The sequence below is a fragment of the Aquirufa sp. ROCK-SH2 genome (assembly GCF_054558315.1).
Map to the genome: position 1 here is coordinate 541,782 of NZ_JBPXKB010000003.1, position 25,242 is coordinate 567,023.

General features: G+C 35.1%; 23 protein-coding genes. 6 read left to right on the forward strand and 17 right to left on the reverse strand.

The genetic code is table 11. The features are described from left to right. Window positions 1–76: 76 nt before the first annotated feature. Genes V7S79_RS09480 through V7S79_RS09490 form a run of 3 tightly spaced genes read right to left on the reverse strand, consistent with a single transcriptional unit; the run spans window position 77 to window position 2,677 of the window. Window positions 77–931 (reverse strand): transglutaminase family protein, encoded by an 855-nt coding sequence (locus tag V7S79_RS09480; protein WP_459490344.1) that lies wholly within the window; start codon window positions 929–931, stop codon window positions 77–79. Window positions 932–936: 5 nt separating this feature from the next. Then, window positions 937–1,662, reverse strand: a complete 726-nt coding sequence (locus V7S79_RS09485) for a peptidase (protein WP_459490345.1) — start codon at window positions 1,660–1,662, stop codon at window positions 937–939. Between the two features lie 52 nt (window positions 1,663–1,714). Beyond that, entirely contained in the window at window positions 1,715–2,677 is a 963-nt protein-coding gene (locus tag V7S79_RS09490) for an alpha-E domain-containing protein (protein WP_459490346.1), read from the reverse strand. 187 nt (window positions 2,678–2,864) lie between these two features. On the opposite strand from V7S79_RS09490, the gene V7S79_RS09495 reads away from it, so the two are divergent. The 3 genes from V7S79_RS09495 to V7S79_RS09505 all read left to right on the forward strand — a co-directional run bounded on the left by V7S79_RS09495 (window position 2,865) and on the right by V7S79_RS09505 (window position 7,068). After that, complete coding sequence (locus V7S79_RS09495) at window positions 2,865–3,899, forward strand: quinone-dependent dihydroorotate dehydrogenase (RefSeq protein ID WP_459490347.1); 1,035 nt, start codon at window positions 2,865–2,867, stop codon at window positions 3,897–3,899. Between the two features lie 61 nt (window positions 3,900–3,960). Then, window positions 3,961–6,444, forward strand: coding sequence for an FtsK/SpoIIIE family DNA translocase (locus V7S79_RS09500; RefSeq protein ID WP_459490348.1), 2,484 nt, complete (start codon window positions 3,961–3,963; stop codon window positions 6,442–6,444). A 9-nt stretch (window positions 6,445–6,453) separates the two neighbouring features. Then, window positions 6,454–7,068, forward strand: a complete 615-nt coding sequence (locus V7S79_RS09505) for a LolA family protein (protein ID WP_459490349.1) — start codon at window positions 6,454–6,456, stop codon at window positions 7,066–7,068. Here the strand turns inward: V7S79_RS09505 and V7S79_RS09510 are convergent, their stop codons facing one another. The 12 genes from V7S79_RS09510 to V7S79_RS09565 form a co-directional block, all read right to left on the reverse strand. Continuing rightward, entirely contained in the window at window positions 7,069–7,452 is a 384-nt protein-coding gene (locus tag V7S79_RS09510) for a hypothetical protein (protein ID WP_459490350.1), read from the reverse strand. Further along, a complete protein-coding gene (locus tag V7S79_RS09515; RefSeq protein ID WP_459490351.1) occupies window positions 7,449–8,030 on the reverse strand; it encodes a hypothetical protein in 582 nt (193 codons plus the stop codon). Before V7S79_RS09515 ends, V7S79_RS09510 begins: the two co-directional genes overlap by 4 nt. 136 nt (window positions 8,031–8,166) lie before the next feature. After that, on the reverse strand, window positions 8,167–10,590 hold the full coding sequence (locus V7S79_RS09520; protein ID WP_459490352.1) for a TonB-dependent receptor domain-containing protein: 2,424 nt from the start codon (window positions 10,588–10,590) through the stop codon (window positions 8,167–8,169). A 163-nt stretch (window positions 10,591–10,753) separates the two neighbouring features. Then, window positions 10,754–11,782 (reverse strand): sterol desaturase family protein, encoded by a 1,029-nt coding sequence (locus tag V7S79_RS09525; protein ID WP_459490353.1) that lies wholly within the window; start codon window positions 11,780–11,782, stop codon window positions 10,754–10,756. Window positions 11,783–11,879: 97 nt separating this feature from the next. Further along, entirely contained in the window at window positions 11,880–12,302 is a 423-nt protein-coding gene (locus tag V7S79_RS09530) for a thioredoxin family protein (protein WP_459490354.1), read from the reverse strand. 8 nt (window positions 12,303–12,310) lie between these two features. Continuing rightward, complete coding sequence (dnaN, locus tag V7S79_RS09535) at window positions 12,311–13,435, reverse strand: DNA polymerase III subunit beta (protein WP_459490355.1); 1,125 nt, start codon at window positions 13,433–13,435, stop codon at window positions 12,311–12,313. A gap of 93 nt (window positions 13,436–13,528) precedes the next feature. Then, on the reverse strand, window positions 13,529–15,202 hold the full coding sequence (gldG, locus tag V7S79_RS09540) for a gliding motility-associated ABC transporter substrate-binding protein GldG (RefSeq protein WP_459490356.1): 1,674 nt from the start codon (window positions 15,200–15,202) through the stop codon (window positions 13,529–13,531). Window positions 15,203–15,273: 71 nt separating this feature from the next. Further along, window positions 15,274–17,391 (reverse strand): peptidylprolyl isomerase, encoded by a 2,118-nt coding sequence (locus V7S79_RS09545; RefSeq protein WP_459490357.1) that lies wholly within the window; start codon window positions 17,389–17,391, stop codon window positions 15,274–15,276. A gap of 129 nt (window positions 17,392–17,520) precedes the next feature. Beyond that, entirely contained in the window at window positions 17,521–18,642 is a 1,122-nt protein-coding gene (locus V7S79_RS09550) for an aspartate aminotransferase family protein (RefSeq protein ID WP_459490358.1), read from the reverse strand. 26 nt (window positions 18,643–18,668) lie between these two features. Next, window positions 18,669–19,622, reverse strand: coding sequence for an N-acetyl-gamma-glutamyl-phosphate reductase (gene argC, locus V7S79_RS09555; protein WP_459490359.1), 954 nt, complete (start codon window positions 19,620–19,622; stop codon window positions 18,669–18,671). A gap of 151 nt (window positions 19,623–19,773) precedes the next feature. Continuing rightward, window positions 19,774–20,964: an argininosuccinate synthase gene (gene argG, locus V7S79_RS09560; protein WP_459490360.1), complete on the reverse strand. Its 1,191-nt coding sequence runs from the start codon at window positions 20,962–20,964 to the stop codon at window positions 19,774–19,776. Between the two features lies 1 nt (window position 20,965). Beyond that, a complete protein-coding gene (locus tag V7S79_RS09565; protein ID WP_459490361.1) occupies window positions 20,966–21,634 on the reverse strand; it encodes a GNAT family N-acetyltransferase in 669 nt (222 codons plus the stop codon). Window positions 21,635–21,863: 229 nt separating this feature from the next. On the opposite strand from V7S79_RS09565, the gene aat reads away from it, so the two are divergent. The 3 genes from aat (at window position 21,864) to V7S79_RS09580 (ending at window position 23,835) form a co-directional block, all read left to right on the forward strand. Continuing rightward, a complete protein-coding gene (aat, locus tag V7S79_RS09570) occupies window positions 21,864–22,466 on the forward strand; it encodes a leucyl/phenylalanyl-tRNA--protein transferase (protein ID WP_459490362.1) in 603 nt (200 codons plus the stop codon). 54 nt (window positions 22,467–22,520) lie between these two features. Beyond that, window positions 22,521–23,543 carry a glutamate 5-kinase gene (gene proB / locus V7S79_RS09575; RefSeq protein ID WP_459490363.1) on the forward strand — a complete coding sequence of 341 codons (1,023 nt, stop codon included), beginning with the start codon at window positions 22,521–22,523 and terminating at the stop codon, window positions 23,541–23,543. A gap of 61 nt (window positions 23,544–23,604) precedes the next feature. Next, window positions 23,605–23,835, forward strand: coding sequence for a hypothetical protein (locus tag V7S79_RS09580; protein WP_459490364.1), 231 nt, complete (start codon window positions 23,605–23,607; stop codon window positions 23,833–23,835). Window positions 23,836–23,923: 88 nt separating this feature from the next. Here V7S79_RS09580 and mog read toward each other — a convergent pair whose 3' ends face one another. Next, window positions 23,924–24,448 (reverse strand): molybdopterin adenylyltransferase, encoded by a 525-nt coding sequence (mog, locus tag V7S79_RS09585; protein WP_459490365.1) that lies wholly within the window; start codon window positions 24,446–24,448, stop codon window positions 23,924–23,926. After that, window positions 24,448–25,242: a tRNA threonylcarbamoyladenosine dehydratase gene (locus tag V7S79_RS09590; protein WP_459490366.1), complete on the reverse strand. Its 795-nt coding sequence runs from the start codon at window positions 25,240–25,242 to the stop codon at window positions 24,448–24,450. The genes mog and V7S79_RS09590 overlap by 1 nt, the downstream gene beginning before the upstream one ends.

Genomic DNA, 25,242 nt, shown 5'->3' on the forward strand with positions numbered 1-25,242 from the left:
GTATGATGTATGATGTATGATGTAAGATGTATGAGGTACATTACTTTTCTCTCTTCTCTTTTCTCTCTTCTATCTTCTAAACTCTCTCAATAAAAACCTCCGTTTCCAATGTAGATTGCGCATTTCCTCGGTATGAGCCAAAGACTGGAGTAATTTCTTCTGCTAGGCAAGAAGCTGCTAAAGGGATGTGATTACCAGATACAACTTCATGTTGCGTAGGATCGTAACCTCTCCAACCACCGCCAGGTAAATAAACTTCCACCCAAGCGTGTAAATAATGACTTTGATTCGGTAAATCAACTGGAGCAATGCCCGTATAATATCCACTCACAAATCGAGTAGCTAATCCTAAGGCACGACATAATGCAGAGAAAAGAACGGCATAATCTCTACAAGTCCCTTTTCGTTGGGTTAACGTGAATTCTGGGGAATTTGGTGGCCCTTCTTCCCGAATCTCGTAAGCAAAGTTTTTATAAATAAATTCATTCAATGCCGTAAGAAATTCGGAGGTTTTCCACTGAACTTCAGAGCCAATTTGTCGAGCTACTTGTTCAACGATCGTAGTGACACCTTCTAAACCTAAATAAGGGCTAAGCGTTTTTTGATAGGATTTGGTATACGTAATAGGCAATAATTTACTTTCAAAAGGGAAATAAACGAAATCAAATGGATTGAATTCAGTTGTTTCCACTTTGGCATTCATTGTGATGGTTAATTCTTCTGTGGGTTCATTGAAGAATAAAATATTTTGAATGTTACCTTCAGGGTCTAGATTTTTAGAAACTTGAACCGGTCTTGGGTGTATAGCTAAGGAATAATCTAAGACAGTTAATAAGGCACTTTTTCTTGGATGTAAATAGATGATATGTGGATCTAATACAACGGGAGAAGAATAAGTATATTTTAATTTATGCTTTATTTTAGCGATCATGGGTCTTATTTGGATAAAGAAACAAGATTTTTCATCCAGCCTTCGTCTATTTTTTCTAATGATTTTCTCAAGGCCAAATTCCATTCATCTGAAATTTCTTGCATATCTTCTTTATGAAGTCTGATTTCTTTTGCCTTGAAGCTGTCTTTTTCATATACGACAACGTCTATTGGGAAGTCAACGTCATTCGTACTTACTTGAGTGGCGTCAAAAGAAAGAAAGCCCATTTTTAATGCATCCTTTAAGGATGTATCATACGTTAAATTCCTATTTAACAATGGTTTTCCATAATTGGAATTACCTATTATCTGATATTTTAGTCCATCATTAATTTCAATCCAATTACCTTCAGGAAAAATTAAAAAGAGCTTATGCTCTTTATCTTTTGGCATTTGTCCCCCAATAATAGCATGTAAATTAAATTGGTAACCTTCCTTTTCTAAGGTTTCTCTGTCCTCAGCAGCTACTTTTTTAAGCATAGTGCCAAAAGTAGTAGCTGCTTCAAACATATAATTATACGAGTCTTCTTCTTGCTCTATGGTATGATTAAAATAGGTTATAGCCTTATCTCTAACTGATCTTAATCCAGCTGACATGATGAATAGACTATGATTATTTATTTCGTGTATGGAAATTTTTTTATTAGAATACATCTCATTGCCTGCTGTTATTCTTGTGTCAGCAATAGCGATTAATCCTTCTTTTACGGTAATACCTAAGCAAAAAGTCATTTTGGGATTTAAAATTTTGGCGAAATTACAATATATATTTCAAATGAAAGATTTAATTGACAGGCTTTAGATCAAAATAGGTATTAAATATACTTTGCCCGATTTCATTGTTTTTTGATTGGAAATTATCTAAAAACTGATGGAGACCTGTGGATAAAATATCATCAATTTCAGTGAATTCTACTTCAGACAAAAGTTTAGATAATTTCTTTTCTGCCAAATTAGAGAAGCCTGATTCAGATGAAGTACCTGAAATGGCATACAATGATAATTCAGCATCTTTTAAACAATGTACCACTGATCTTGGAAAATTCTTGTCTAAAATTAAAAATTCAACAATATAGGAAGGGGTGATCCCTTTGTATTGTTGCCGAAACATATTGTAAGCAGAGACTGATTTTAACACAGAAGACCATAACAATAAATCCAAGGGTGAACCAATCGCATCTATATCTGGTAATAAAGTGAAATATTTTACATCCAAGAATCGAGTCGTTTTGTCTGCTCTTTCCAATAGTTTGCCTAATTGACCAAAATGCCAACCTTCTCCTCTAGTAATAGTTGAATCTACAATGCCATAAAATAATTGGCTTCCAGATTTAATTTCCTCTAAAAAACCTTGGTACCTTGCTATTTCCCAATTTTTGCTTCCTTCCACACGGTCTTTTACTTTCCAATAAATTTGATTGACATATTCCCACATTTCTTTGGAAATACTTTCTCTAATGGTACGAGCATTTTCTCTTGCACTGTACAAACAAGAAAGGATGGAATTAGGATTTTTAATGTCGAATGTCATGTAGTAAAGTACATTTTCTCTATTGGGAGCTGAATAATGCTCAAAGAAATTGTAATGATCAGCCGTTGCCACGATTAAAGGCTCCCATTGTTCGGGCACATTGGGGGGTAAATCCAAGGCAAGATTAAAATTGACCGAGATGAAACGAGCATAATTATCAGCTCTCTCGATATAGCGATTCATCCAATAAATGGAATTGGCAACACGACTTAACATAGGCTTTATTGTTTTAAATGCTTGATTTCCTAGAAGGATGTCTAAAATTAGAAGTATTTTTTAATTGACCACCTGAAATTTGTATTATTTTTATTTTGACTAATTATTTTGCATTAATTCCTTGACATATTCCAAGTATCTTGATTGATTTTTGTAATTTCGTTTTTCAATTACAATCCCCATTTTTATGTTTTATCAATTAATCGTCAAGCCACTACTTTTTTTATTTAGTCCCGAAAAGGCGCATGAAATTGTAGCTACAAGTATTCGACTAATGATGAAAGTGCCTTTTGCGAAATCCATTTTTCGTCAAGTTTATGCTTTTCAACATCCCAATTTAGAAAGAGAGGTTTTTGGAATTAAATTTCCCAATCCAGTTGGTTTGGCCGCAGGTTTTGATAAAAATGCTTTATTAATTGATGAATTTGCGGAGTTAGGTTTTGGGTTCATTGAGGTTGGAACAGTGACGCCGAAAGCTCAAGACGGAAATCCTCAGCCACGTTTGTTTCGTTTGCCGAAAGATTCTGCCATTATTAATCGAATGGGATTTAACAATCATGGATTAGATGCCATGAAAGAACGATTAATGGCTCGTAAATCGAAAGTTATTGTAGGGGGGAATTTGGGGAAAAATAAAGTTACCCCCAATGAATTAGCGGATAAAGATTATCAAAAATGTTTTGAGGTATTATTTAATTGGGTAGATTATTTTGTGGTGAATGTTAGTTCGCCAAATACGCCCAATTTAAGAGCCCTACAGGAAAAGGAGCCTTTGAAAAAATTATTGTCGGGTTTGCAAAAATTAAACAATGCAAAATCAAAACCCAAGCCAATTTTACTGAAAATAGCTCCAGATTTATCCGATGAGCAATTGGATGATGTCATTGAAATTGTTTCAGAAACGAAGTTGGCAGGTATTATCGCAACCAATACTACCTTATCAAGGGAAGGTTTACAATCTCCACAAGATCTTACTAAAGAATCCGGTGGTTTGAGTGGAAAGCCTTTGAACAAACGTTCCACTGAAGTGATTGCCTATTTGTACAAAAAATCGAATGGTACAATTCCAATCATTGGTGTAGGAGGGATTCATTCTGGAGAAGATGCTTTGGATAAAATAAAGGCTGGCGCGAGTTTGGTTCAAATTTATACAGGTTTTATTTACGAAGGGCCTGGTTTAATTAAAGAAATTAATCAAGAAATTTTAAAGTCGGGACTTTAATTTCTTTTGTAAATCGCTCTAAAATTTAGTAATTTAAACTCTTTAAATCAGTGTTCTCTACATGGCAAAACAAATTTCAGGTAAACCTTCATCGCTTCAGTTGAATTTTGATGAACAAAAGGAAAATATTGCTGCAAAGCAAATGCGTTCCGACCAAGGAAAATTTATATTTGCTGGCTTTCTATTTATCATTGGTGCATTATTGCTTTTTTCATTTACCTCTAGTTTATTCACAGGGATTTCAGATCAAAGTGAGATCGAATTAGGTCCGATGGATGTCATTGATGGAAGCAATATTCCTGTCAATAATTTTGCTGGATTGTTTGGTGCAAAAGTGGCTCATTTCTTTTTATTCAAGACATTTGGAATTTCATCCTTTTTGTTAATTCCCTTATTTATTCTTTCCGCTGTTCGTTTGGCATTTAAAAAGGAGTTGATTTCTATCCGAGATTTAACTTGGCAAGTGTTGTTTTATGTAGTTTGGGGAAGTATCTTAATTGGTTTTTTTGTATATCAATTCGATTTGCCTCATTCTTTAGGCGGAGGTTTTGGCTACTTTTTGAATGAAAAACTTCAACAATTAATTGGCTATTTGTCGGTTTTTGTCATCGTATTTGTTGGAGCTGTTTTTGTAGTCATTTTTTATCAATTAAATCCTCGTCCGAAAGCTAAATCAAAATCTAATCATGAATTGGCGAATCCCACTTCAACATTGGAAGATACAGATGAATTATTTGATGAGGATTTCGAAGACGATGATATTTCTGTTAGAGAAGATAATGATGATGAGTCAACGTTTAGACCTCATTTACCACCCGAGAAGAAGCTTGAGGAGGTTGAAACCGAGATAGAAGTGCTTAATCCTATCACTTTTTCAGATGAGAAAGTTCAATCTGTTCCTGAAATTGAACCGACGGAGGATTTAACTTTTACCTACAAAGTGGCAGAGGAGGCCAGTGAAGCGGATGAATCCATAGAGGAAGTACCTGTTTCAGGTGGTGAAATTACTGCCAATGATTTAGTAGCTAAATTGGGTTTATATGATCCAACAGCTGATTTACCGAAGTATAAATTTCCTACACTCGATTTACTGAAGGAGTATGATCAAAAAAATCAGACGACCCAAGTAACAATGGATGAGTTGAAAGAAAATAAGGAAAAGATTGTTGAAACCTTACTGAATTATGGCATTGGTATTCAAAAAATTGAAGCCACAATTGGGCCAACAGTTACGCTTTACGAAATTGTTCCAAAGGCAGGTGTGCGGGTAAGTAAGATTACTTCTTTAGAAGATGACTTATCGCTTTCACTAGCTGCGATGGGCGTTCGTATCATAGGTCAAATGCCAGGAAAAGGTACAATTGGTATAGAAGTGGCAAATAAGAATCGTGAAATGGTTCCAGTGAGAGCTGTGATCGGTTCTGAAAAATTCCAAAAATGCAATTTTGATCTACCCATTACGTTGGGAAAAAATATTTCCAATGAAATTTTTGTAGCCGATTTGGCCAAAATGCCCCATTTGTTGATGGCTGGAGCCACGGGACAAGGTAAATCTGTAGGTTTGAATATGCTTTTAACCTCTTTGATTTATAAAAAGCACCCAGCTACTTTAAAGTTTGTGTTAGTTGATCCTAAAAAAGTAGAGCTTTCTTTGTTTAATAAGTTGGAAAGACACTTTTTGGCATGTTTGCCTGATTCAGAGGAGGCCATTATTACTGATACAAAAAAGGTTGTAGCGACGTTGAATTCCTTGTGTAAAGAGATGGATTTACGTTACGACAAATTGAAAGATGCAGGTTGTCGTAATTTGAAAGAATATAATCAGAAATTTATTAATCGCCGTCTTGATCCAAATAAGCATGATTTTATGCCGTATATCGTCTTGGTGATAGATGAATTAGCCGATTTGATGTTGACAGCCGGTAAAGAGGTCGAGCATCCTATTGCTCGTTTAGCTCAATTGGCAAGAGCAATTGGTATTCACTTGGTGGTTGCCACTCAAAGACCAAGTGTGAATGTAATTACAGGAACGATTAAGGCCAATTTCCCTGCTCGATTATCCTTCAAAGTAATGTCTAAAATTGATTCAAGAACGATCCTTGATGCTGGCGGTGCGGATCAATTAGTTGGAATGGGGGATATGTTGCTATCAATGGGCTCAGAAGTTATTCGTTTGCAATGCGCGTTTGTTGACACTCCAGAAGTGGAAGATATTTGTGATTTTATCGGTAATCAACAAGGCTATCAATCGGCTTATTTGTTACCTGAGGCAGATTCAGATGAAGTAGGCGGCCAAGAAAGAGGCGATTTTGATCCGAGTAATCGCGACCAGTATTTTGACGAGGCTGCTAGATTAATCGTTATGCATCAACAAGGATCTACGTCTTTGATTCAAAGAAAGTTGAAATTAGGATATAATCGAGCGGGTAGATTGATCGATCAATTAGAAGCAGCAGGAATTGTTGGGCCATTTGGTGGATCTAAAGCTCGAGAGGTTTTGGTAAAAGATGATGCAAGTTTAGAAGAATTACTAAGAAATTTATAGATAAAAATTATGAAAAATTACACATTAATTGTCCTTGTTTTATTGGTTTCACATCTTACGTTGGCTCAAGCAAATAAAGCTCTCAGTTACATTGATGGAATGCAGAAAAAGTACAAAGCAATGTCTTCTTTTGCTGCCAATTTTAGCTATCAAACGGAAGGTGGAGGAGCATCAATGACTGGTTCTATCACTGTTAAGGGAAATAAATTTCGTTTGAAAACATCTGGACAAGAAATCTTCAATAATGGAAAAGAAGTATCAACTTACATCAAAGAAATTAATGAAGTGAATATTTCCAATTTTGACCCCAATGAAGGTGATTTAAGTCCAGCCAAAATATATACTTTTGATAAAAAAGCTTATAAAATGTCCCTTGTTTCTGAAGCCGGTCCAATTGTTACAGTGGAATTGTCGCCTAATGCTAAAACAGCACAAGTTCAGAAGATTAGTATAAAAATCAATAAGTCTGATTCCTCTGTCAAAGAATGGACAATTATCAACAAATCAGGTAAAAAGCAAAACTTTAAAGTCACTAAACTGAATGCCAATGCCGGTGTAGATGACAAGTATTTCAGTTTCGATAAAAAAGCATTTCCTGGTGTAGAAATCAATGATTTACGCTAATTATTGATAGAGTATTTGTTTTGTTTTTGATTTCACCATCCAACGATTTTTATTTTTCTCAAAAACCCATCCGTTTTTAGAAAGATAAAAATCGTTTTTGTTTTTTATCCTTTTTAGCATAAAGACACCTTCTTTACAGAATAGTTCCACTTTCTTTTTGTCTTTGGAAAATAAAACTCCACAATTATAACTGTGTGACTTATTGCTTAATTGAAGCTTTAATTCAAATGGCCTAATACAATCTTTATTTAACTCACTCCATTGGTACCCTGCAGAAGGCAAGCAACCATGTTTATCTTGGTTCCCACCAACGATTGTTGATTGTGCGAATGATTTTGAATGTGTTCCTAAAAAAAGTAAGCAAAGGATGAAATATGCTTTCATGAATGAATGGACTTGATGTGAATTCCTAATAAACGGCAATTGGCAAGAATTCTTTGTGTTTTATCTATTTTAACTAAGCACAAATATAAGTTATCATTGAAGTGATCATCAAAATATACAGCAGTTAAATTGGGATCAATTTTTGTGATTTGTTTTGAAATCCAAGCTTTGTATTTCTCAAAAGAGTGGATGGAAACTTTCTTTTTATCATTTGCTTTGATGGTTTTATAGTATTTATCTATCTCAGGAAAGCGTTTGTGCTGAATCTTTTGTTTGATTTGCAAATGTATGAGGTCCAATTCAAATCCTTTGATAAAAAAGTTACTTAAATGACTCGTTAAACAATGACAGATGGCAAGTGCTGGAACAGAGGAAGCAATGAATTGATTTGCCGTTTCCAGAGAAATAGTAATCCATCCCAAATTTTCTTCATTTTCTTGAATGTAATCAAATGGATTTTTATAAGCATTTAGGCAATTTTGAGAAATTAATGCTCGTTGATCTTCATCTATTAGGTTAGAACAGAGATCACAGATTAATTCGTTTATAATTTGAGTTTCTAGTGGATTTAATAGCACGGTTAAAAAATTAATAAGGTCAAAAATACATTCATTTAACTCTGCTTGAGTTGTGATTTTACAATCTTTTGTGATTTTAGGGTATTTTTGACCTCAAGAATTTTATAAATAATCAGTGTTAACTTATTTGTTGGATTTAATTGAGAAATTTTAAATTCAAACCAATATACCAAGTTCTTCCATCTGCCGGTAATAATCCAGGGCCTGGATAGCCTCCAGAGCGTCTGGTGAAATACCTTGCATCAGTTATATTATTTACTCCAAATTTCAATTGAGCATATTTTTTGAATTTATAAGAACCAGAAATATCTTGAACCTGATAAGATGGAATTAGTCCTGTAGTAGCAGCGGCATTGGGTAATATTGTGTTGCTTGCATCAGCAAATGTTGAACCAATATCACTGATTTGCCAACTCATGGATAGGCCTTTTTTAGAATAGGTAATTCCAAATCGATTAATTTTTTCAGGAGCATTTTCTACTTGTTTGCCAGCAAGGTTACCTTCTACAATTTGGCCATTTGAAACAATAGTTGTTTTAAAGTCCATATAACGTGCATTTATTGCCGCAATTGAAGCAAACATAGAAATGTTACCCAGTTTTCGGTTTTTTAACCATGCGCTCGTTGGACTGAATTCTACATAGGCTTCAATGCCTTTTGAAACTGAATGTCCTAAATTTGTTCGATATTGATATATTTTGCCATCTGTATTCGTACGAGAAATTGTTCCTACACGATCATCGTAATCAAGATAAAAATAATCGAAGTCAAAGGTTAAGTAATTTCCTATTTCACCTCTATAACCTAAGTCAAAATTAAAACCTTTGGCATCTTTTAAATTGGGGTCAATTATGTCTGAAGTCGCCGGTGGCAATAAATCGGATGCCAAAACGGGCCGATATGCTTGCGCTATATTGCTATATAATTTGCTGTTAGTGCTAATCTTGTATTCAGTTCCTATGCCGAATAGTGCGAAAGTTCTTCCCCGACTACTAGGAATAGCAGCTATTGGAGTGCCGGTTGAGCTTAAACCAGATTGTCCTTGCATATGTGTGTCAATTTGCTCCAATCGTGCACCTAAAGTAATAAGCAATGGCGTAGAAGGTCTCAAAATCGTTTCTGCGAATGCAGCGTAATTGGTATTATGAAAGGTCAAATCTCTTGTAAATAAACCTTGGATCGCAAAATCCATTGAACTTCCATTGGAGCCAACTCCAAGCTGTTTTCGTTTAATTTCACCATTAAAATACCTAATTCCAGTGGCTAATGTGTTTTTCCATGAACCCAAACTGTAGTCAACCAAATACCTTAATTCTATGCCATTTGTTTGGTAGTAATCTTGGTCAACTTGTCGGCTACCCATGGGATCTACTTCCGTAATAGATTTAGTAAATCCTACCGAACTACGTTCAGCAGTGGTTCCAAAGTATTTAAAAGAAAGCTTTGATTTCGTGTTAATAAGATAGTCTGCGGTAAGAGCATAAATAAACCAAGGATTGCTAAACCAATTACGGGCGCGTGTACTCTGTTGAGAATTTTGAGCAAAAGCTATATCTGTTAAACCACCAGCTTGTTGACTTTGAGTGTACATATAGGTCAACTGAGCTCCCATTTTTAATTTATTGGAAAATGCGTAGGAAACTTCTCCGTGGGAATGGTCGGTATTGAAGTAGGAATTTTGACGCCATCCATTGCCCATTCTTTTCTGATAATAAGTCGTATAGCTTAATCGACCTGATGTACCACCTAGGTAATTAAACGAACTAAATAATCCATTATTTCCAGTTGTATTTTGACTTTCAATCACCAATTTTGTCGATACATTGGGTTTACGTAAAACAAAGTTCATTAATCCTCCAAATTGCGGTCCATATTGTAAGGAACTGGCTCCGCGAATTATCTCGATTCGATCTACCACTTCCATTGGAGGAGTATAATAAGCTTCTGGGTAGCCCATAGGGTCGGGAGTTATATCATAACCATCCATTCTTACATTGAATTCCCAAGATCGATTGGGGGAAAGACCTCTTGAGGCGACTCCTAATTGTATACCAGAACCATCACTTTCCCATATAGATATACCTGGCGTTCTAGAAAAAATTTGACGTGAATTATTCATTGCTAAATTGGCTTGCAAATTATCTAGCATAATTACTTCATTTTTTTTGCCAGCAGTGATGGTGTATTCGTTCACTTGAGGTAAAAATGCATTTCCTTTTACACCGGATTGAGCATATACCGAAATACCTTTCAATTCATTCGCATCACTTAGTAAAAAGTTGGCTTTGATCATTTCACCATCTTTTATTATTAAATCCTGAAAGATCGACTTATAGCCGACAAAACTTACTTTTAGAGTATAACTCCCAGACTTTAATCCTTTAATGATATAATCGCCAGATGAATTACTTTCCACACCTCGAACGGTTCCTACTAATACGATGGAAGCACCAGGAAGTGGCTCATTCGATTCTGATTTAATTTGACCTGAAATGCTTCCTAATTGGGCTAATGATGGAAAAGAGAGTAATAAAATAAATAATACGAAGACTTTTTTCATTTAAATTTTATTTAGACTAATTATAAATAGAGTACAAATATATTGCACTTAGTTGTTTTGTGCAACACTATTTAGAATTATTTTAAATAATAATTTTAAATAATAATTTTAATGAAGAGCTTATCGTCTTTATTTGAAATACGAATCGATTCGAATTGAATTTTTAACAGTTTGTTGCTTCATTCGGACTAAGAAGAGGATCCTTACTCTTTAAAAATTCGGTTCTGATTTGTTTAGCAGTCTTTGAGTCTCCTAAATGACTCCAGCCGGGTGGCATAAAAAGGTATTTGATTTTATTTACAATTCCTGGTGCTTGGTAGATGTCTTTAAAGAGTAGGAAGATTTCACCAAAATACACATCGAAATAATTTTGTGGATTGTAGTCACGAGTGATTCCATATTCAATTTTTATCTTATCATCTTCATTTTGGAATGTACCAAAAGCTTTGTCCCAAATAGGAAGAAGGTTACAAAAATTGGTATCCATATACAATGGATTTTTAGCATGATGTACCCGATGGTGTGAGGGTGTAAGTAAGAATTTGTTTAAAAAACCTAATCGCCCATCTTTTATGATATTTTCACCAACATGGATAAACGTTCCCCAAGTGCCATCGACAAACATCACAGCAAATAATAAAATAGGAGGCACACCTGCTAAAATACAAATACTCGTTCTGATAATATCTGCGTAAGGAGCTTCTAAAAAGAAATGAGCATTGGAAACAAATAAATTCATTTCAATAGGAGCATGGTGTGTAGAATGCAAACACCAAAATAATCGAACTTTATGGCCTAAATAATGATAGATGAAATGAGCGAACTCCCAAATGACATAGGCATAAATAAACCAATACCAAGTTGGTTCAATTTGTAGCAGTGCGTATGGTTCTAAGGTTACGATACAAAAGGAAACTGCAGCGATAGAAATGAATCTTGAAATAACTTTGTTTCCTAAAAATATCAAGAAGGGAGTTCTATAATGATCTATTTTAAATCTCTTGTAAATAATAGCACGAAGGATTTCTAAGAGGAGTAGGAAGGGTAAAATGGGAGAAATCAAGGCTTTTAGTCCGTCCCAAGTACTTAAGCTAGAATAGTCGCCTGATTGTATGATTTCTAAAATGGAATACAGACCAAAGAAGGAAATTAGTTCGTCTTTGAAGAAAGAAAGTAGGGAAAGATAAATCATTGATGAATATTTATTTCAACAATTTAGTAATTTTTTGATAAAAAAATATCCTTTGCGAAGAATCACAAAGGATAAGAATGAGATGGGCAAATTAGAATTATTTGATTGCTTTAGCGATGGCTAATAATTCTTTGGCTCCCCCTTGAGGTAGACCCAATACTTTTTTTTTCACCTTTCCGTTAGCGTCTAAAAAGAAAATAGTAGGATAACCTTCCAAAGGATACATATTAGCCAATGCAGGTCCTTCTCCAGCTTCCATATCAACACCAATCGAAATAAATTTACTATTGATATAATTTCCTAATTCACTATCTGGGAAAACTTTTGATTTCAATATTTTGCAAGGTCCACACCAAGTTGTGTAGGCATCAAACATGATCATTTTATTTTCCTTTTTTGCTTTTGCTAAGGCTTGGCGAAAACTGCCATGAAAAAACTCTACTCCTTTAGGAGCATCTTGGCCAATGGATGAAAAAGTGATCATCAAGCCAAAAATCAAAGATAAAATGGAAGTTTTCATATTTGATATTAGTTGTAAGAATTTAACATCACTGGCATTACCAACAATAAGATATCTTCATTTTCATCTTGATCCGATGGAATGATTAATCCTGCTTTGTTTGGCTCGCTTAATTTAATATCGACAAATTTAGCACTTAAATTACTCAATAATTCAGAGACTAATTTGGCATTGAAACCGATTTCCATGTCAGTTCCTGAAAATTCACAAGAAAGGGCTTCGTTGGCTTCGTTCGAGTAATCTAAATCTTCTGCAGACAGGGTTAATTTGTTCGCAGTTAGCTTCAATCGAATTTGATGAGTCGTTTTATTTGAATATATTGAAATACGCTTAACAGAGCTAAGGAATTCCAAACGATTGATGGTAACAATGTTATTGTTTTGCTTTGGAATAGCGTTTTCGTATTCTGGGAAACGCTCATCGATAATACGACAAATCAATTGAAAACTTTGGAAACTAAAAAATGCATTCGATTGGCTAAATTCTACTTTCACTTCTGTATCATCGGAAGGCAAAGTAGATTTTAATAGAGCCAGGGCTTTTTTAGGTAAGATCAATGAACTTTGACCCTCTGTTTTGATATCATTTCTTCTGTATCTCACTAATCTGTGACCATCAGTAGCAACAAAATTAGTATGATCTCCTGTCATTTGAATTAAAACACCCGTCATGGCAGGGCGCATATCATCATTTGAAACTGCTAATAAGGTATTGGCAATTGCTTCGCCTAAAGTCATTGCTGACAATGAAATGGATTGATTTTTACTAACCTCAGGGATTCTAGGGAAATCGATTGGGTTTTCTCCACTTAATTTAAAACGTCCGTTTGCTGTAGCAATTTCTGCACCAAATGTTCCTTGGTCTGCAGAAATAGTAACTGGTTGTTCAGGAAGACTTCTTAATGTTTCCAATAATAATCTTGCTGGTAAAGCAATTGAGCCATTTTCTGATCCATCAACCTCTACTCTTGTAGTCATAACAGTCTGTAAATCAGAGGCTGTTAAAATTAGTTGGTTGCCCTCTAATTCTACTAATATGTTTTCTAGAATGGGAATAATAGGATTACTAGCTACAACACCACCGATGGCGGAAATTTGCTTAAGCAATACGTTTGAGGCTACTTTGAATTTCATTAGTATGGAAGAATTAAATTTGATTCTTTAGTTTGAGTAATTTTTGCAATTAAACCTTGAAGTTAAAATATTTTAGGTATTATACCAAAGGTTTTATTTACTGAATTGATACTTTCTATAAAGGATTATCAGTAAACTTAGTATTGCTGCAAAAAGTATAGGGACAATGATGTTTAATCCTTGCCAAAAGCTTTTTTCATTCTCTATTTTTGATTTATCCAAGGGTCTTAATTGGATATTTTTATTTCTCGCCAACAAACTTTTGTTGTCGTCCAACAAATAGTTAAACGCGTTTAAAATAAAATCTTTATTCGCAAAAGTATGTTTAGAAAATGGATCAAATCCTAAGGCCATTGGTCCCTTTGTATTTGGATCGATGGAGTTTAAAGGTACGTCTCCATCTCCAACCACAATTAAAGCTCCGTTTTGTTTACTATTTTCTACAAAATAGTTAGAAAGTGTATCGTCTGGCGCAATTCGGTTTTTAAACATGGATTTAAATTGTCCTTCTAGAAGATAGGCAATCGCCTTCTGACCACTCTTGTATTTTTCTGGGTCAAAGTCTTTTCCAGAAGCAGAGAATGGCAGCGTTGCTGGGGCATTTTGAGTCTGCGTGAAAGCACTTGTGCTTAGTAAGATTGATTTTTTTAAATTACTTCCAGATATGGTATCAATACTCGATGGATATTTGGCATAAATAGCATCCAAATTTTTGGTAATAACCGAATTTGGATTAGCCATCAATAATGGAAATGCAGGCCAAGGCATTAATTGCAAGGAGGGCTTATTTCCAAAATTACCCACTTCAAGTGGAATGGCTCCACATAGCTGAGCATCCTTCACTAAGTTGGCATTCACTCGAAGGCCATAATGAAAAAGCATTTCTTCCAAGCCATTTTCAATTCTTGAAAATACCAATCCTTGATTTTGGACCGTATCTACTCTTGTGCCATCTAAAAATAAGATACCTTTTCCTCCTTTGACAAGGAATTGGTCGATTTTAAATTGATCTAAGCGATTGAATTTTTTATTGGGTTGAATGATGCAGAAGGCATCTAAACCAACCAAGGTAGGGGATTGGCCTAAATCGACAGGGTATAAGTCATATTGTTTTCTTAGGCTTGCGATTAAATCTAATTGTTTAATTGCAGGTACACCACTGTAATCTAGAAAAAATCCGATTTTTTTTCTCTCTTTATTTTCAAGGCTATGGACTACTTGGATAATTTCATATTCTAAATTTTCAATGCTTTGATTGAGGATTTCTTGTGGGGAATTTAACTGATTTCCTTTTAGCAATAAAGCACCTATTACTCGGTCAGATTTTTCGATGGTAATTCCAGGGACTACCAAAAGTGAAACAGCTTTTCCTTGCTCTTTATTAACGATATTGGTTGGAGGGATACCTAATGAATCTAATTCAAAAATTAGCGCTTGTCTTTCCTTTTCATTGGGATAGTCTTTGTATAAATCAATTTGTTCGATGATAATATCTTGACTACTATGCTTTTTGAAATCTTCCAGTAATTCTACTAAAGAGTGATGCAATCGTTTAAAACCACCAGGAAGATTGTCGCCACCTAAATAAATCTTGACTTTTATTGGTCCATCTAATTGATTTAAAACCTTTATGCTGGATTCACTGATCGTGAATTTTTTCTCTTCACTTAAGTCAAATCTGAGTTTGATCAAAGGGCTTATTCCGATCAAAAGAAAACCTATGATCAAATATAAAAGCCAAGAGAAATTTTTCAATTTGAAATTCATTTTACAAATGTACTATAAACAAGAAAAGCATCCTTTACAGAATGCTTTTTCTTGTTGAATATTAAGAAATATTAATAGAATTTATAACGCTTATCTACAATATTTGCATTTTCTTTGATTGCTTCATTGATGTAAAAAGATGCTCTTTGAACACCCATCATTTGAATTTGATTTTTATAATTAGAATAATCAGCTAAAGCAGGAGCAGCTACACTTGAAGTTTTTTCTGCAATGTAAACTCCATTTTCACCTACAAACACTTTACTACGCTTTCCGTTTTTCAAACCAGCAATTCTACCTAAAGCGATTGGATCAGGACCAGCAGTGTTTAACATACCAGATGCCAACGTAATATCAGCTACATTTTCCACTAAAGCACCAGCTCCATATTTTTGAGCGATTTGCTCCAAAGAACCATTGATTGCAGCTAATTTACTTGCAATTTTTTCTCCTTTCAAATCATTTCTAACTCGAGCAGTTAATTCTTCACGGTAGTCATCAACTTTAACATTGTCTTTTTCTGTTTTTGAACTTAAATAAGCAATGATGTATTGATTATCTTGCTCAAATACTTTTTGAGAACCATCGCCTACATTTGTTTTTTCATCAAATGCCCAACGTACTATTTCACGTGCATTGCTTAAGTTATTGATGCTTGTTGCATTTTCTGCCAAACGATTGGCACGCATCATAATTAAGTTCTTGTCTTTTTTCAAAGCTACCTCAAACGCAGCTAATGTTCCATTTGCATTTGCAAAGGCATCAGCTTGAGTGTAAACTCTATCAAGTGTTGATTGCGAAGGAGCAATGGTTTTATTGATAGCAGCTAATTTATAGCTAGTGTTTGATTTAGGATCTGTTACCTTAACGATATGATATCCAAAATCTGTTTCAACTACACCAGGTAATAAACCTGTACCATTAAATCCGAAAATAGCATTTTCAAAAGACTTAACCATTGAACCATTGTTTTTGAAATAACCTAAATCTCCTCCATTTTGAGCAGTACCGTCCATTCCATTCATTTGAGCCAATGTCTCGAAGTTTGCGCCACCTTTGATTTGAGTTAAAATAGACTCTGCACGAACTTTCGCTTGAGCTTTAGCTGAATCTGATTTATTCGCAGGAGCAATTAGAATATGGCTAGCACGAACAGTGAACAAAGTATCTTTCTTTACTCCACCATATTTGTAAATGGAATAAGTTAAGCCATTTTTAAATGGACCATAGATTCCTCCTACTTGGAAAGTACCTAATTGAGCTCTTACTTGCTCAGGAATTTCAGAATAAGAAACTAAGTATGGAGTACGAACATCTGAATTTAACATAGCAAATGCTGAATCATTCGGTGCAACCGCTAAGTCTTTCGCTAACTTCTTAATTGATGTATAAAACTCAACAGTATCTTGCTTCGTAGGAATAACAGGGAACGTTACATATTGAATAGAACGTGTATTCGCTCCTTTGTATTGGTCCTTGTGTTTTGCTAAATATTCTTCTAACTGAGTATCTGTCACTTTAACAGTTGTGTCAGGAATAGAGAAGAAAGGAACATAAAGGAAACGAGCGTTAAACTTAGCTGTTTGAGTTTGATACTCTTTTTGAGCCTCTGCTTGAGTCACGTAAGTCGACTGGCGAATTAAGTTCTCATATTTTGAACGAATACGATCTTGTGAAATTGATTTTTCAAAATTAGCCCAAGCTTGTTGTTGTTGAACAGGCATGGTTTTTAAATTTTTCAAAAACTGAATCACAAACGTTTTGTCAAATTGACCCGTTTGTGGGTTAGTAAATTGTTGACGAACAGAAGGATGAATATTGTTTCCTTGAACCATATCAATTAACTCCTCATCCGAAACTTTGATACCCAAAGCATCAAATTCTTTTTTGTAAGCGATTTCTAAAATATATTGATTCCAAACTTGGTCACGAATCATTGCTTGCTCTTGCTCTCCAGGACCTTTTCCTGTTTGCGCGGTGTAATTAGCTGTCGCCTCCTCTACTTTCTTTTGAAAATCAGTAATCATGATGCTTTCTCCAGCTATTTTGCCTATTTCCTGAGAATTACCTCCGAATAAAGACGATTTGCCTTGAAAAATATCACTACCTACAAGAAACAATACTAAACTGATCGCAATTGCTGCAGCAGCAATACCCGACTTCTCTCTAATTTTTGTAATTAATGCCATTGAAAATTTATTATATACTTTATTAGTTCTTCTTTATTTAAGACTAAATCCTAGTCAAAAGAAACGCAAAATAATTACATTTCTGCTGAAAAAGCAAGCCTTTATTTTAATCTACCCTTAAATTATCAATTAATTTAGTACAGCCTTCAAACTTGTTAAGAATCGATCGGCTATCTGTTGGTCTATTCCCAAACTTGGAAGTAGACGTAAAGTATGCTTTCCTGCATATCCACAGAAAATATTTTCCTTGAATAATAAGGCATCTCTGATTGGGCCAACTGCTTGTTCTAATTCAATTCCAATCATCAAACCTTTTCCTCTAAGCTCTTTAATTCCTGAAATTCCTTTCAATTCATGCATCAAATAATCGCCTATTTTTTCTGCATTTTCAATAAGAGACTCATTTTCGATGATATCCAAAACTGCATTAGCTGCGGTACAAGCTAAATGGTTTCCTCCAAAAGTTGTTCCTAACAGGCCATAACTTGCTTTTATTTCAGGGGAAATTAAAACTCCACCCATCGGAAAACCATTCCCCATTCCTTTGGCAGTAGTCATCATATCCGGATGAATGCCTGCAAATTGATGTGAAAAGAATTTACCTGATCTTCCATATCCGCACTGTACTGAATCCAGAATTAACATGGTTCCCGTTTCTGTGCAACGCTTTCTAAGTGCTTTTAAGAATTCATCACTTGCCACTTGAATCCCACCAACCCCTTGAATTCCTTCTACAATGACCGCACAAGTCTCTTCGGTAATGTTATTTTCTAATCCATCTAATTGATTAAATGGCAAGAATGTTACATGTGAAGTATCATTGATGGGTGCAACAATGCTTGGATTATCTGTTACTGCAACAGCACCTGCTGTTCTGCCATGAAATGCATGACTAAAAGCAACTACCTTTTTTCTTCCCGTATGAAAGGAAGCTAATTTTAGAGCATTCTCATTCGATTCTGCTCCAGAATTAGTTAAAAACAGGTTGTAGTCTGTATAACCAGAAATTCGACCTAATTTTTCAGCTAATTCTTCTTGTCCTGAAATGACGATTGAATTGGAATAAAAACCGATGTTTTGTAATTGATGGGTCATTTTTTCCACATAATAGGGATGAGAATGACCAATCGAAATAACTGCATGACCTCCATAAAGGTCTAAATATTCATTTCCTTGCTTATCCCACACTGTTGAACCCTGTGCTTTGACCAATTCAATGGGATATAGTGGATATACGTCAAATAATTTCATTTTGATATTTTGTCTTTTAAACGTAATTAAAAACCAATTGCTTTTAATTTTAGTCCTGAATCTTCTGGCCATCCCATCATTAAGTTCATGTTTTGAACCGCTTGACCTGAGGCACCTTTTAATAAATTGTCAATCACAGAGCTAACCAATAATTGCCCATTGTGAACTTCTAAATGTAAAAAACATTTATTGGTATTCACGACTTGCTTTACATCTACTGGACTATCACTGACAAAGACAAAGGGAGAATTTTGATAAAATTGTTCAAAAAGTTCCTTTGCTTCTTCCAAGGTACCAGCATATTGGGTATAAACATTCGCCATGATTCCCCTTGAAAAATTCCCTCGGTAGGGAATGAAATGAATCAAAGGTAATGTGCTTTGATAACTTAAAGTTTGCCCAATTTCAGTGATATGTTGGTGGGTAAAAGCTTTATATATACTTGCGTTATTGTTTCTCCAAGAGAAATGAGTTGAGTTCGACAATGCTTGACCAGCTCCAGTAGAACCGGTAACTGCTGAAACATGGATGTCTGATGAAATCAATCCATTCATTGCTAGAGGTAACATGGCTAATTCAATGGAAGTAGCGAAGCAACCAGGGTTGGCAATTTTAGTTGCAGATTGAATTTTTTCTTTTTGAAATTCAGCCAAGCCATAAACAAATCCATTGGATTCATCTCTAAAATCAGTACTTAAATCAATGATTTTAGTATGCCAAGCAATCTCATTCGCCTCTAAAAACTTTTTCGATTCGCCATGGCCAGAACATAAAAACAATACATCTACAGGAAAAATTTCTTTCGTAAAATGTAAATTAGTGGATCCTAGCAAATCCGTATGCGTATGATAAACAGGTTTCCCGGCTTGTGAATTTGAATGCACAAATGCCACATCAACCAAGGGATGATTGATTAGAATTCGTAATAATTCTCCTCCAGTATATCCAGCACCACCAATAATTCCTATTCTTGCATTCATTTTTTTTAGTTTTAAGTGTAGAGAAGAGAGAAGAGAGGAAAGAGAAAAGAGAAAAGAGAAAAGAGAAAACTCTTACCTCTTACCTCTTACCTCTTACCTCTTACCTCTTACCTTTTACCTCTTACCTCTTACCTCTTACCTCTTACATCAACTACTCATTAACTTTTCTATGAATCATCGTTTGATTCGATACAATTTTCGAGAATCCTCTTACATCATCACCTGACCAAGCTTTATTCATTTCTCCATAGGCACCAAAAGCAGATGACATTAAGTCATATTTAGATTCAATTCCCAAAATATGGAATTGGTAAGGTGCTAATTGAACATGAACCGTTCCCGTTACATTTGATTGGGTATTTTCCAAAAACGTTTCAAAATTTCGCATCACGGGCTCTAAAAATTGACCTTCATGTAGCAATGTTCCATACATATCTCCCAAATTTTGTTTCCAATACAATTGATGTTTGGTTAAAATATGTTTTTCTAGGGTATGATGCGCTTTAATGATGATCAAAGGAGCTGGAGCTTCAAATCCTACACGTCCTTTGATTCCAATAATGGTGTCTCCTACGTGTATGTCTCTTCCAATCGCATAAGCACCTGCGATTTCAGTTAATTCGCGAATTGCTGCAACGGAAGAACTCGATTTTTTGCCATTTAATCCAACTAATTCTCCACTTTCAAATTCTAAGGTTATTTTTTGTGGCTGGTGATTGGTCAACTGTGTTGGCCAAGCTTCTTCCGGCAAATATCCATTGGAAGTCAAGGTTTCTTTTCCTCCCACAGATGTTCCCCAAAGTCCTTTATTAATAGAGTAAGCGGCTTTATGCCATTCTTGAACAACCCCCTTCGATTTTAAAAATTCAATTTCAGCTTCTCTAGATAATTGTAAATCGCGAATAGGAGTAATTACTTCACATTCTGGAATTAATATTCTAAAAACAACATCAAAACGTACTTGGTCATTTCCTGCACCTGTACTTCCATGCGCAATGGCTTTTGCTCCTAATTTTTGAGCGTATTTAGCAACAGCTGTCGCTTGAAAAACTCTTTCCGCAGATACAGATAAAGGATATGTATTGTTTTTTAAGACATTACCATAAACGAGATATCGCAAGCAATCGTGGTAATATTCTTGAACTACATCCAAAGTTACGTGTGAACTTACGCCCAATGAGTAGGCTTTTTCTTCTATGGTTTTCAATTCTTCAGGAGAAAATCCACCTGTATCTACCAAAGCAGAATGCACTTCCATTCCACGTTCTTCAGTTAAATATTTGACACAAAAAGATGTATCTAAACCACCACTAAATGCTAATATTACTTTCGGCTTGCTCATATTATTTTGATTTTCCTTTTTTGTGAAAGGGCATTAATAATTTTTCTTTGAATTTTTTTAAAGTATTGAAAACGGAAATGTTTTTAAGGAATAACCATTTTTCATCCAATTCTTCGTTCGTTTTCTTTTCGGTTTGATTCGGGTCATAAATCATTCCTGTACATAAACATATTTTACGTTCTGTTCTAGTAAGGATATCATAATTCACGCATGATTCACAACCTTTCCAGAAATTGTCATCTACTGGTAACTCTGAGAAGGTTGTTGGCTCGTATCCCAAATCTGAATTGATTTTCATTACTGCCAAAGAGGTAGTAATGCCTATGATTTTTGCTTCAGGATATCTTGTTCTAGAAAGTTCAAAAGCTTTTTGTTTAACTGCTTTTGCTACTCCATATTTTCGATAATCAGGCTTAACAATTAAACCTGAATTGGCAACGAATTTTCCGTGTTGCCAAGTTTCCACATAACAAAAGCCTACAAATTCTCCAGTTACATCATCGGTGGCAATAATTGCTTTACCTTCTGACATTTTTTCTTTCAAATATTCGGGTGTACGCTTAGCGATCCCAGTCCCACGGGCTTTGGCAGACTCTGCCATTTCGTGGCAAATTGACTCTGCTAGGTCAAAATGTACTTGACTAGCAACTTGAACAGTATATGAATTCATTCAATGACGACAAATAAAAATGATAAATTAATTACAGATAAATAGGGGATAGTATCATACCCTAAATATGTATCGTCGCCTTCGTCGGATCGGAGAAATTAATCGTATGTAAGATAATTTTATCAACATTCTTTTTGTAAACAATGGCTTTTCACCATAAGTTTGTCGGAATTAGCTTGCAATTTCAATAATTCAAAGCTAAAATGCCAATAAACCAACAATTAATTTTATGGAAGTTGAAAATATTATCACAATTGAAATGCTAGCTCAAGCTTATCAAGCGGGATTTTTTCCCATGGCAGACGAAAGTGGTGATATTTCATGGTACAATCCAGATCCTAGAGCCATTATCCCAATTGAAACTTATAAGCCATCTAAATCTTTGAAGCCTGTTCTTAATAAATCCTATTTTGAAATACGAATCGATCAAAATTTCGAGCAAGTGATGCGTTATTGCGCTGCTCCACGTCAGAATGATCCAGAAACCTGGATTAGTGAAGACATCATTCAATTATATACGAAATTACATCAAGCTGGATTTGCTCATTCGGTAGAAGCATATTTGAATCATAAATTAGTAGGAGGTTTGTACGGTGTCAGTTTTGGAGCTGCATTTATGGGAGAATCAATGTTTTCTTTGGTTCCAAATTCCTCCAAAGTGGCTTTTCATTATTTGATTCAAATTCTCAAAACGAATGGATTTACTTTATTAGATACTCAATTCATGAATGATAATGTGAAAAGATATGGTGCGATAGAAATTTCAAGAAATGCATATTTGCAACAATTGAATTTAGCTTTAGTGAAAAAATGCCCGTTTAAATTGCCTTAATTTCGTTGTTTTGGGCTAACTTAGGGCTCTTTATTAAGTTTTGAGATTTCGTTCATGGCAAAGCCTATCCTAGTTATTAAATTTGGTTCTTCTTCAATCACACACAGTAATGGCGAGGTGAATGAACAAACCTTGGAGAAAATTGCTTCTCAAGTGGCTACTTTACACAAGGACTTTCACATTGTTTTGGTTTCCAGCGGAGCTGTGGCTGCAGGTAAATCATTTTTGAAAAAATACAAAGGAACCTTATCTGAACGAAAGGCGGCGGCAGCCATTGGAAACCCTATTTTAATTGCGAAATACAATCATTATTTTCAGAAATATGGTATTGCTATTGCACAAAGTCTGTGTGAAAGACATCATTTTTCACAAAGAGAACAATTTTTGCAATTAAAAGAAACGTATCAGGAATTATGGAAAAGCGGTGTTATTCCCATTGCAAATGAGAATGATGTGGTGAGTAATGTGGAATTGAAATTTTCTGATAATGATGAATTAGCGACATTAATAGCCACAGGATTTGGTGCTAGTAAATTATTGATCAGTACATCTGTAGGCGGTTTATTGAATGAAAATGGAGAAATTATTCGTTCCGTGCCTCATATAGATGCTTCCGTATTATCTGTTGTCAGTTCTGAAAAATCAAGTACAGGCTTGGGAGGAATGATTTCTAAGTTGACTTTTACTCGTTTAGCCACTCGATTAGGCATTAAAGTGGTCATTTTCGGTTTAGATCATGCTGATGGAATCGTATCTGCTTTTAAAGAAGAAATAGGGACTTTTTTTGACGCGCAAGAAGCGAGTTTGTCTTCTAGACAAAAATGGCTGGCAGCTGGAAGTTTGATTTCGGGCAAAGTAGTTTTGGACAAAGGTGCAGAAAAAGCAGTTCGTTCTAGAAAAAGTTTATTGTCCGTTGGGGTAAAAGAATATATCGGCGATTTTGAAAAAGGTGAAGTCATCGAATTATTAGATTTTGATCGCAACACAATAGCGATCGCTCGTTCTCGTTGTTCTAAAGAAGAAATTTTACATTCGAGTGGGGAGCTTGCACATGCGGATGATATAGTGTTGATATGAGGTAATAGGTAATAGGTAATAGGTAAGAGGTAAAAGGTAAGAAGTTCTAAATTAAATTATCATGAAAAAAATCATTGTTTATTCAGTTTTTCTTTTGTTGGGTTCAATAACCCTTAGCTCATGTGCTACCGTTTTGGGAGGGCCAATTAGTTCATGCCAGCGGACAAAACCTGCACCAGGTAGACCTACACGAGCTGTACGCCCTGTAGCACTAATTGCAGATATTGTGATTTTTTGGCCATTTGCGGTGGTAGATTTCGCTACAGGTGCTATTTATAAGCCTTGTAAGTAGGTAAGAGGTAATAGGTAATAGGTAATAGGTAATAGGTAATAGTTTTTTCACTTTTCTCTCTTCTCTCTTCTCTCTTCTCTCTTCTCTCTCAACTCTTCGGTCTAAAAACCTTGATGTTTTCTTCATTACAAACTAAAAATGCTCCGCCGATGAGATCTATGCAATAGGGGACAGCAGGGAAAACTGCTTCTAAGCATTGACGGATGGCACTCGGTTTGCCTGGTAAATTGATGATTAGAGATCGACCTCTAATTCCTGCTGTTTGGCGACTCAAAATTGCCGTGGGTACATATTGTAGACTTACTTGGCGCATCAATTCTCCAAATCCGGGCATCATTTTTGCACAAACAGCCTCAGTTGCCTCAGGTGTAACATCTCTTGGTGCTGGTCCAGTTCCTCCAGTTGTCACAATTAAACAACAATTATCCAAGTCTGCCATTTTGCACAATGCATCCTCAATTTGATCTTGTTCATCTGGAACAACTGCATAAATAACTTCAAAATCGCTTATTAAATATTCTTTCAATATTTCTACCACAGCTTTGCCAGGAATATCTTCATAAATTCCAGCACTAGCTCTATCTGAAATATTAATTACACCGATTTGTATCATTATTTATTGGGATTTCTTTTTTCCATTTTCAAAAAGGCTTTTGGTCTTTTTTCCATCGGAATGGGTTCGTTGAGTAAATCTCGGATGACTATTGATGTACAGGCACCTCCAAATGCAGCTGGTAAATAGGAAATGGTTCCGTAGGCGGATTTTTTAAAATTTGAACCATCTGTTAAAATCAATGATTCATCTTTTACTTTTTCTAAGGAAAATACGGCTTTAATGCCTTTTTTGACGCCTAATTTTCGAATTCTTTTTCTAACCAAAGAGGCTAAATAACACTCTCTGGTATCAAACAAATCGGCCGTTCTAATTTTGGTGGGATCTAATTTTCCTCCAGCACCCATGGAACTAACAATCTTTAAATTTAAATCAAATGCTGTTTTTAATAAGGTTAACTTAGGAGTTACGGAATCAATGCAATCCATAACATAATCATATTTAGTCCCTTCTAAAATTTCTTTGGCAGCTTCTGGACTTAAAAAAGTTTCATGTGCAATTAATTCCAAATCGGGATTGATGGCCAATAATCGCTCAGCCATGATTTTTACTTTGGCAACTCCATGATTTGTCGCTAATGCAGGTAATTGTCTATTTCGATTGGTGGGATCTACAACATCACCATCCACAATTGTCATTTTACCTACTCCAGAACGAGCGATAAATTCAGCCGCAAATGAACCTACTCCACCTAATCCAACCACTAAAACGTGTGCATTTTGTAATGTTTCTATCCCTTCAGTTCCAATTAATAACTCTGAACGGCTTAACCATTTAAGATCTTTTTTTTGCAT

Bases quoted from the DNA above. Each gene is read 5' to 3' on its own strand.
- V7S79_RS09480 (WP_459490344.1), bottom strand. From the start codon at position 931: ATGATCGCTAAAATAAAGCATAAATTAAAATATACTTATTCTTCTCCC.
- V7S79_RS09485 (WP_459490345.1), bottom strand. From the start codon at position 1,662: ATGACTTTTTGCTTAGGTATTACCGTAAAAGAAGGATTAATCGCTATT.
- V7S79_RS09490 (WP_459490346.1), bottom strand. From the start codon at position 2,677: ATGTTAAGTCGTGTTGCCAATTCCATTTATTGGATGAATCGCTATATC.
- V7S79_RS09495 (WP_459490347.1), top strand. From the start codon at position 2,865: ATGTTTTATCAATTAATCGTCAAGCCACTACTTTTTTTATTTAGTCCC.
- V7S79_RS09500 (WP_459490348.1), top strand. From the start codon at position 3,961: ATGGCAAAACAAATTTCAGGTAAACCTTCATCGCTTCAGTTGAATTTT.
- V7S79_RS09505 (WP_459490349.1), top strand. From the start codon at position 6,454: ATGAAAAATTACACATTAATTGTCCTTGTTTTATTGGTTTCACATCTT.
- V7S79_RS09510 (WP_459490350.1), bottom strand. From the start codon at position 7,452: ATGAAAGCATATTTCATCCTTTGCTTACTTTTTTTAGGAACACATTCA.
- V7S79_RS09520 (WP_459490352.1), bottom strand. From the start codon at position 10,590: ATGAAAAAAGTCTTCGTATTATTTATTTTATTACTCTCTTTTCCATCA.
- V7S79_RS09525 (WP_459490353.1), bottom strand. From the start codon at position 11,782: ATGATTTATCTTTCCCTACTTTCTTTCTTCAAAGACGAACTAATTTCC.
- V7S79_RS09530 (WP_459490354.1), bottom strand. From the start codon at position 12,302: ATGAAAACTTCCATTTTATCTTTGATTTTTGGCTTGATGATCACTTTT.
- dnaN (WP_459490355.1), bottom strand. From the start codon at position 13,435: ATGAAATTCAAAGTAGCCTCAAACGTATTGCTTAAGCAAATTTCCGCC.
- gldG (WP_459490356.1), bottom strand. From the start codon at position 15,202: ATGAATTTCAAATTGAAAAATTTCTCTTGGCTTTTATATTTGATCATA.
- V7S79_RS09545 (WP_459490357.1), bottom strand. From the start codon at position 17,391: ATGGCATTAATTACAAAAATTAGAGAGAAGTCGGGTATTGCTGCTGCA.
- V7S79_RS09550 (WP_459490358.1), bottom strand. From the start codon at position 18,642: ATGAAATTATTTGACGTATATCCACTATATCCCATTGAATTGGTCAAA.
- argC (WP_459490359.1), bottom strand. From the start codon at position 19,622: ATGAATGCAAGAATAGGAATTATTGGTGGTGCTGGATATACTGGAGGA.
- argG (WP_459490360.1), bottom strand. From the start codon at position 20,964: ATGAGCAAGCCGAAAGTAATATTAGCATTTAGTGGTGGTTTAGATACA.
- V7S79_RS09565 (WP_459490361.1), bottom strand. From the start codon at position 21,634: ATGAATTCATATACTGTTCAAGTTGCTAGTCAAGTACATTTTGACCTA.
- aat (WP_459490362.1), top strand. From the start codon at position 21,864: ATGGAAGTTGAAAATATTATCACAATTGAAATGCTAGCTCAAGCTTAT.
- proB (WP_459490363.1), top strand. From the start codon at position 22,521: ATGGCAAAGCCTATCCTAGTTATTAAATTTGGTTCTTCTTCAATCACA.
- V7S79_RS09580 (WP_459490364.1), top strand. From the start codon at position 23,605: ATGAAAAAAATCATTGTTTATTCAGTTTTTCTTTTGTTGGGTTCAATA.
- mog (WP_459490365.1), bottom strand. From the start codon at position 24,448: ATGATACAAATCGGTGTAATTAATATTTCAGATAGAGCTAGTGCTGGA.
- V7S79_RS09590 (WP_459490366.1), bottom strand. From the start codon at position 25,242: ATGCAAAAAAAAGATCTTAAATGGTTAAGCCGTTCAGAGTTATTAATT.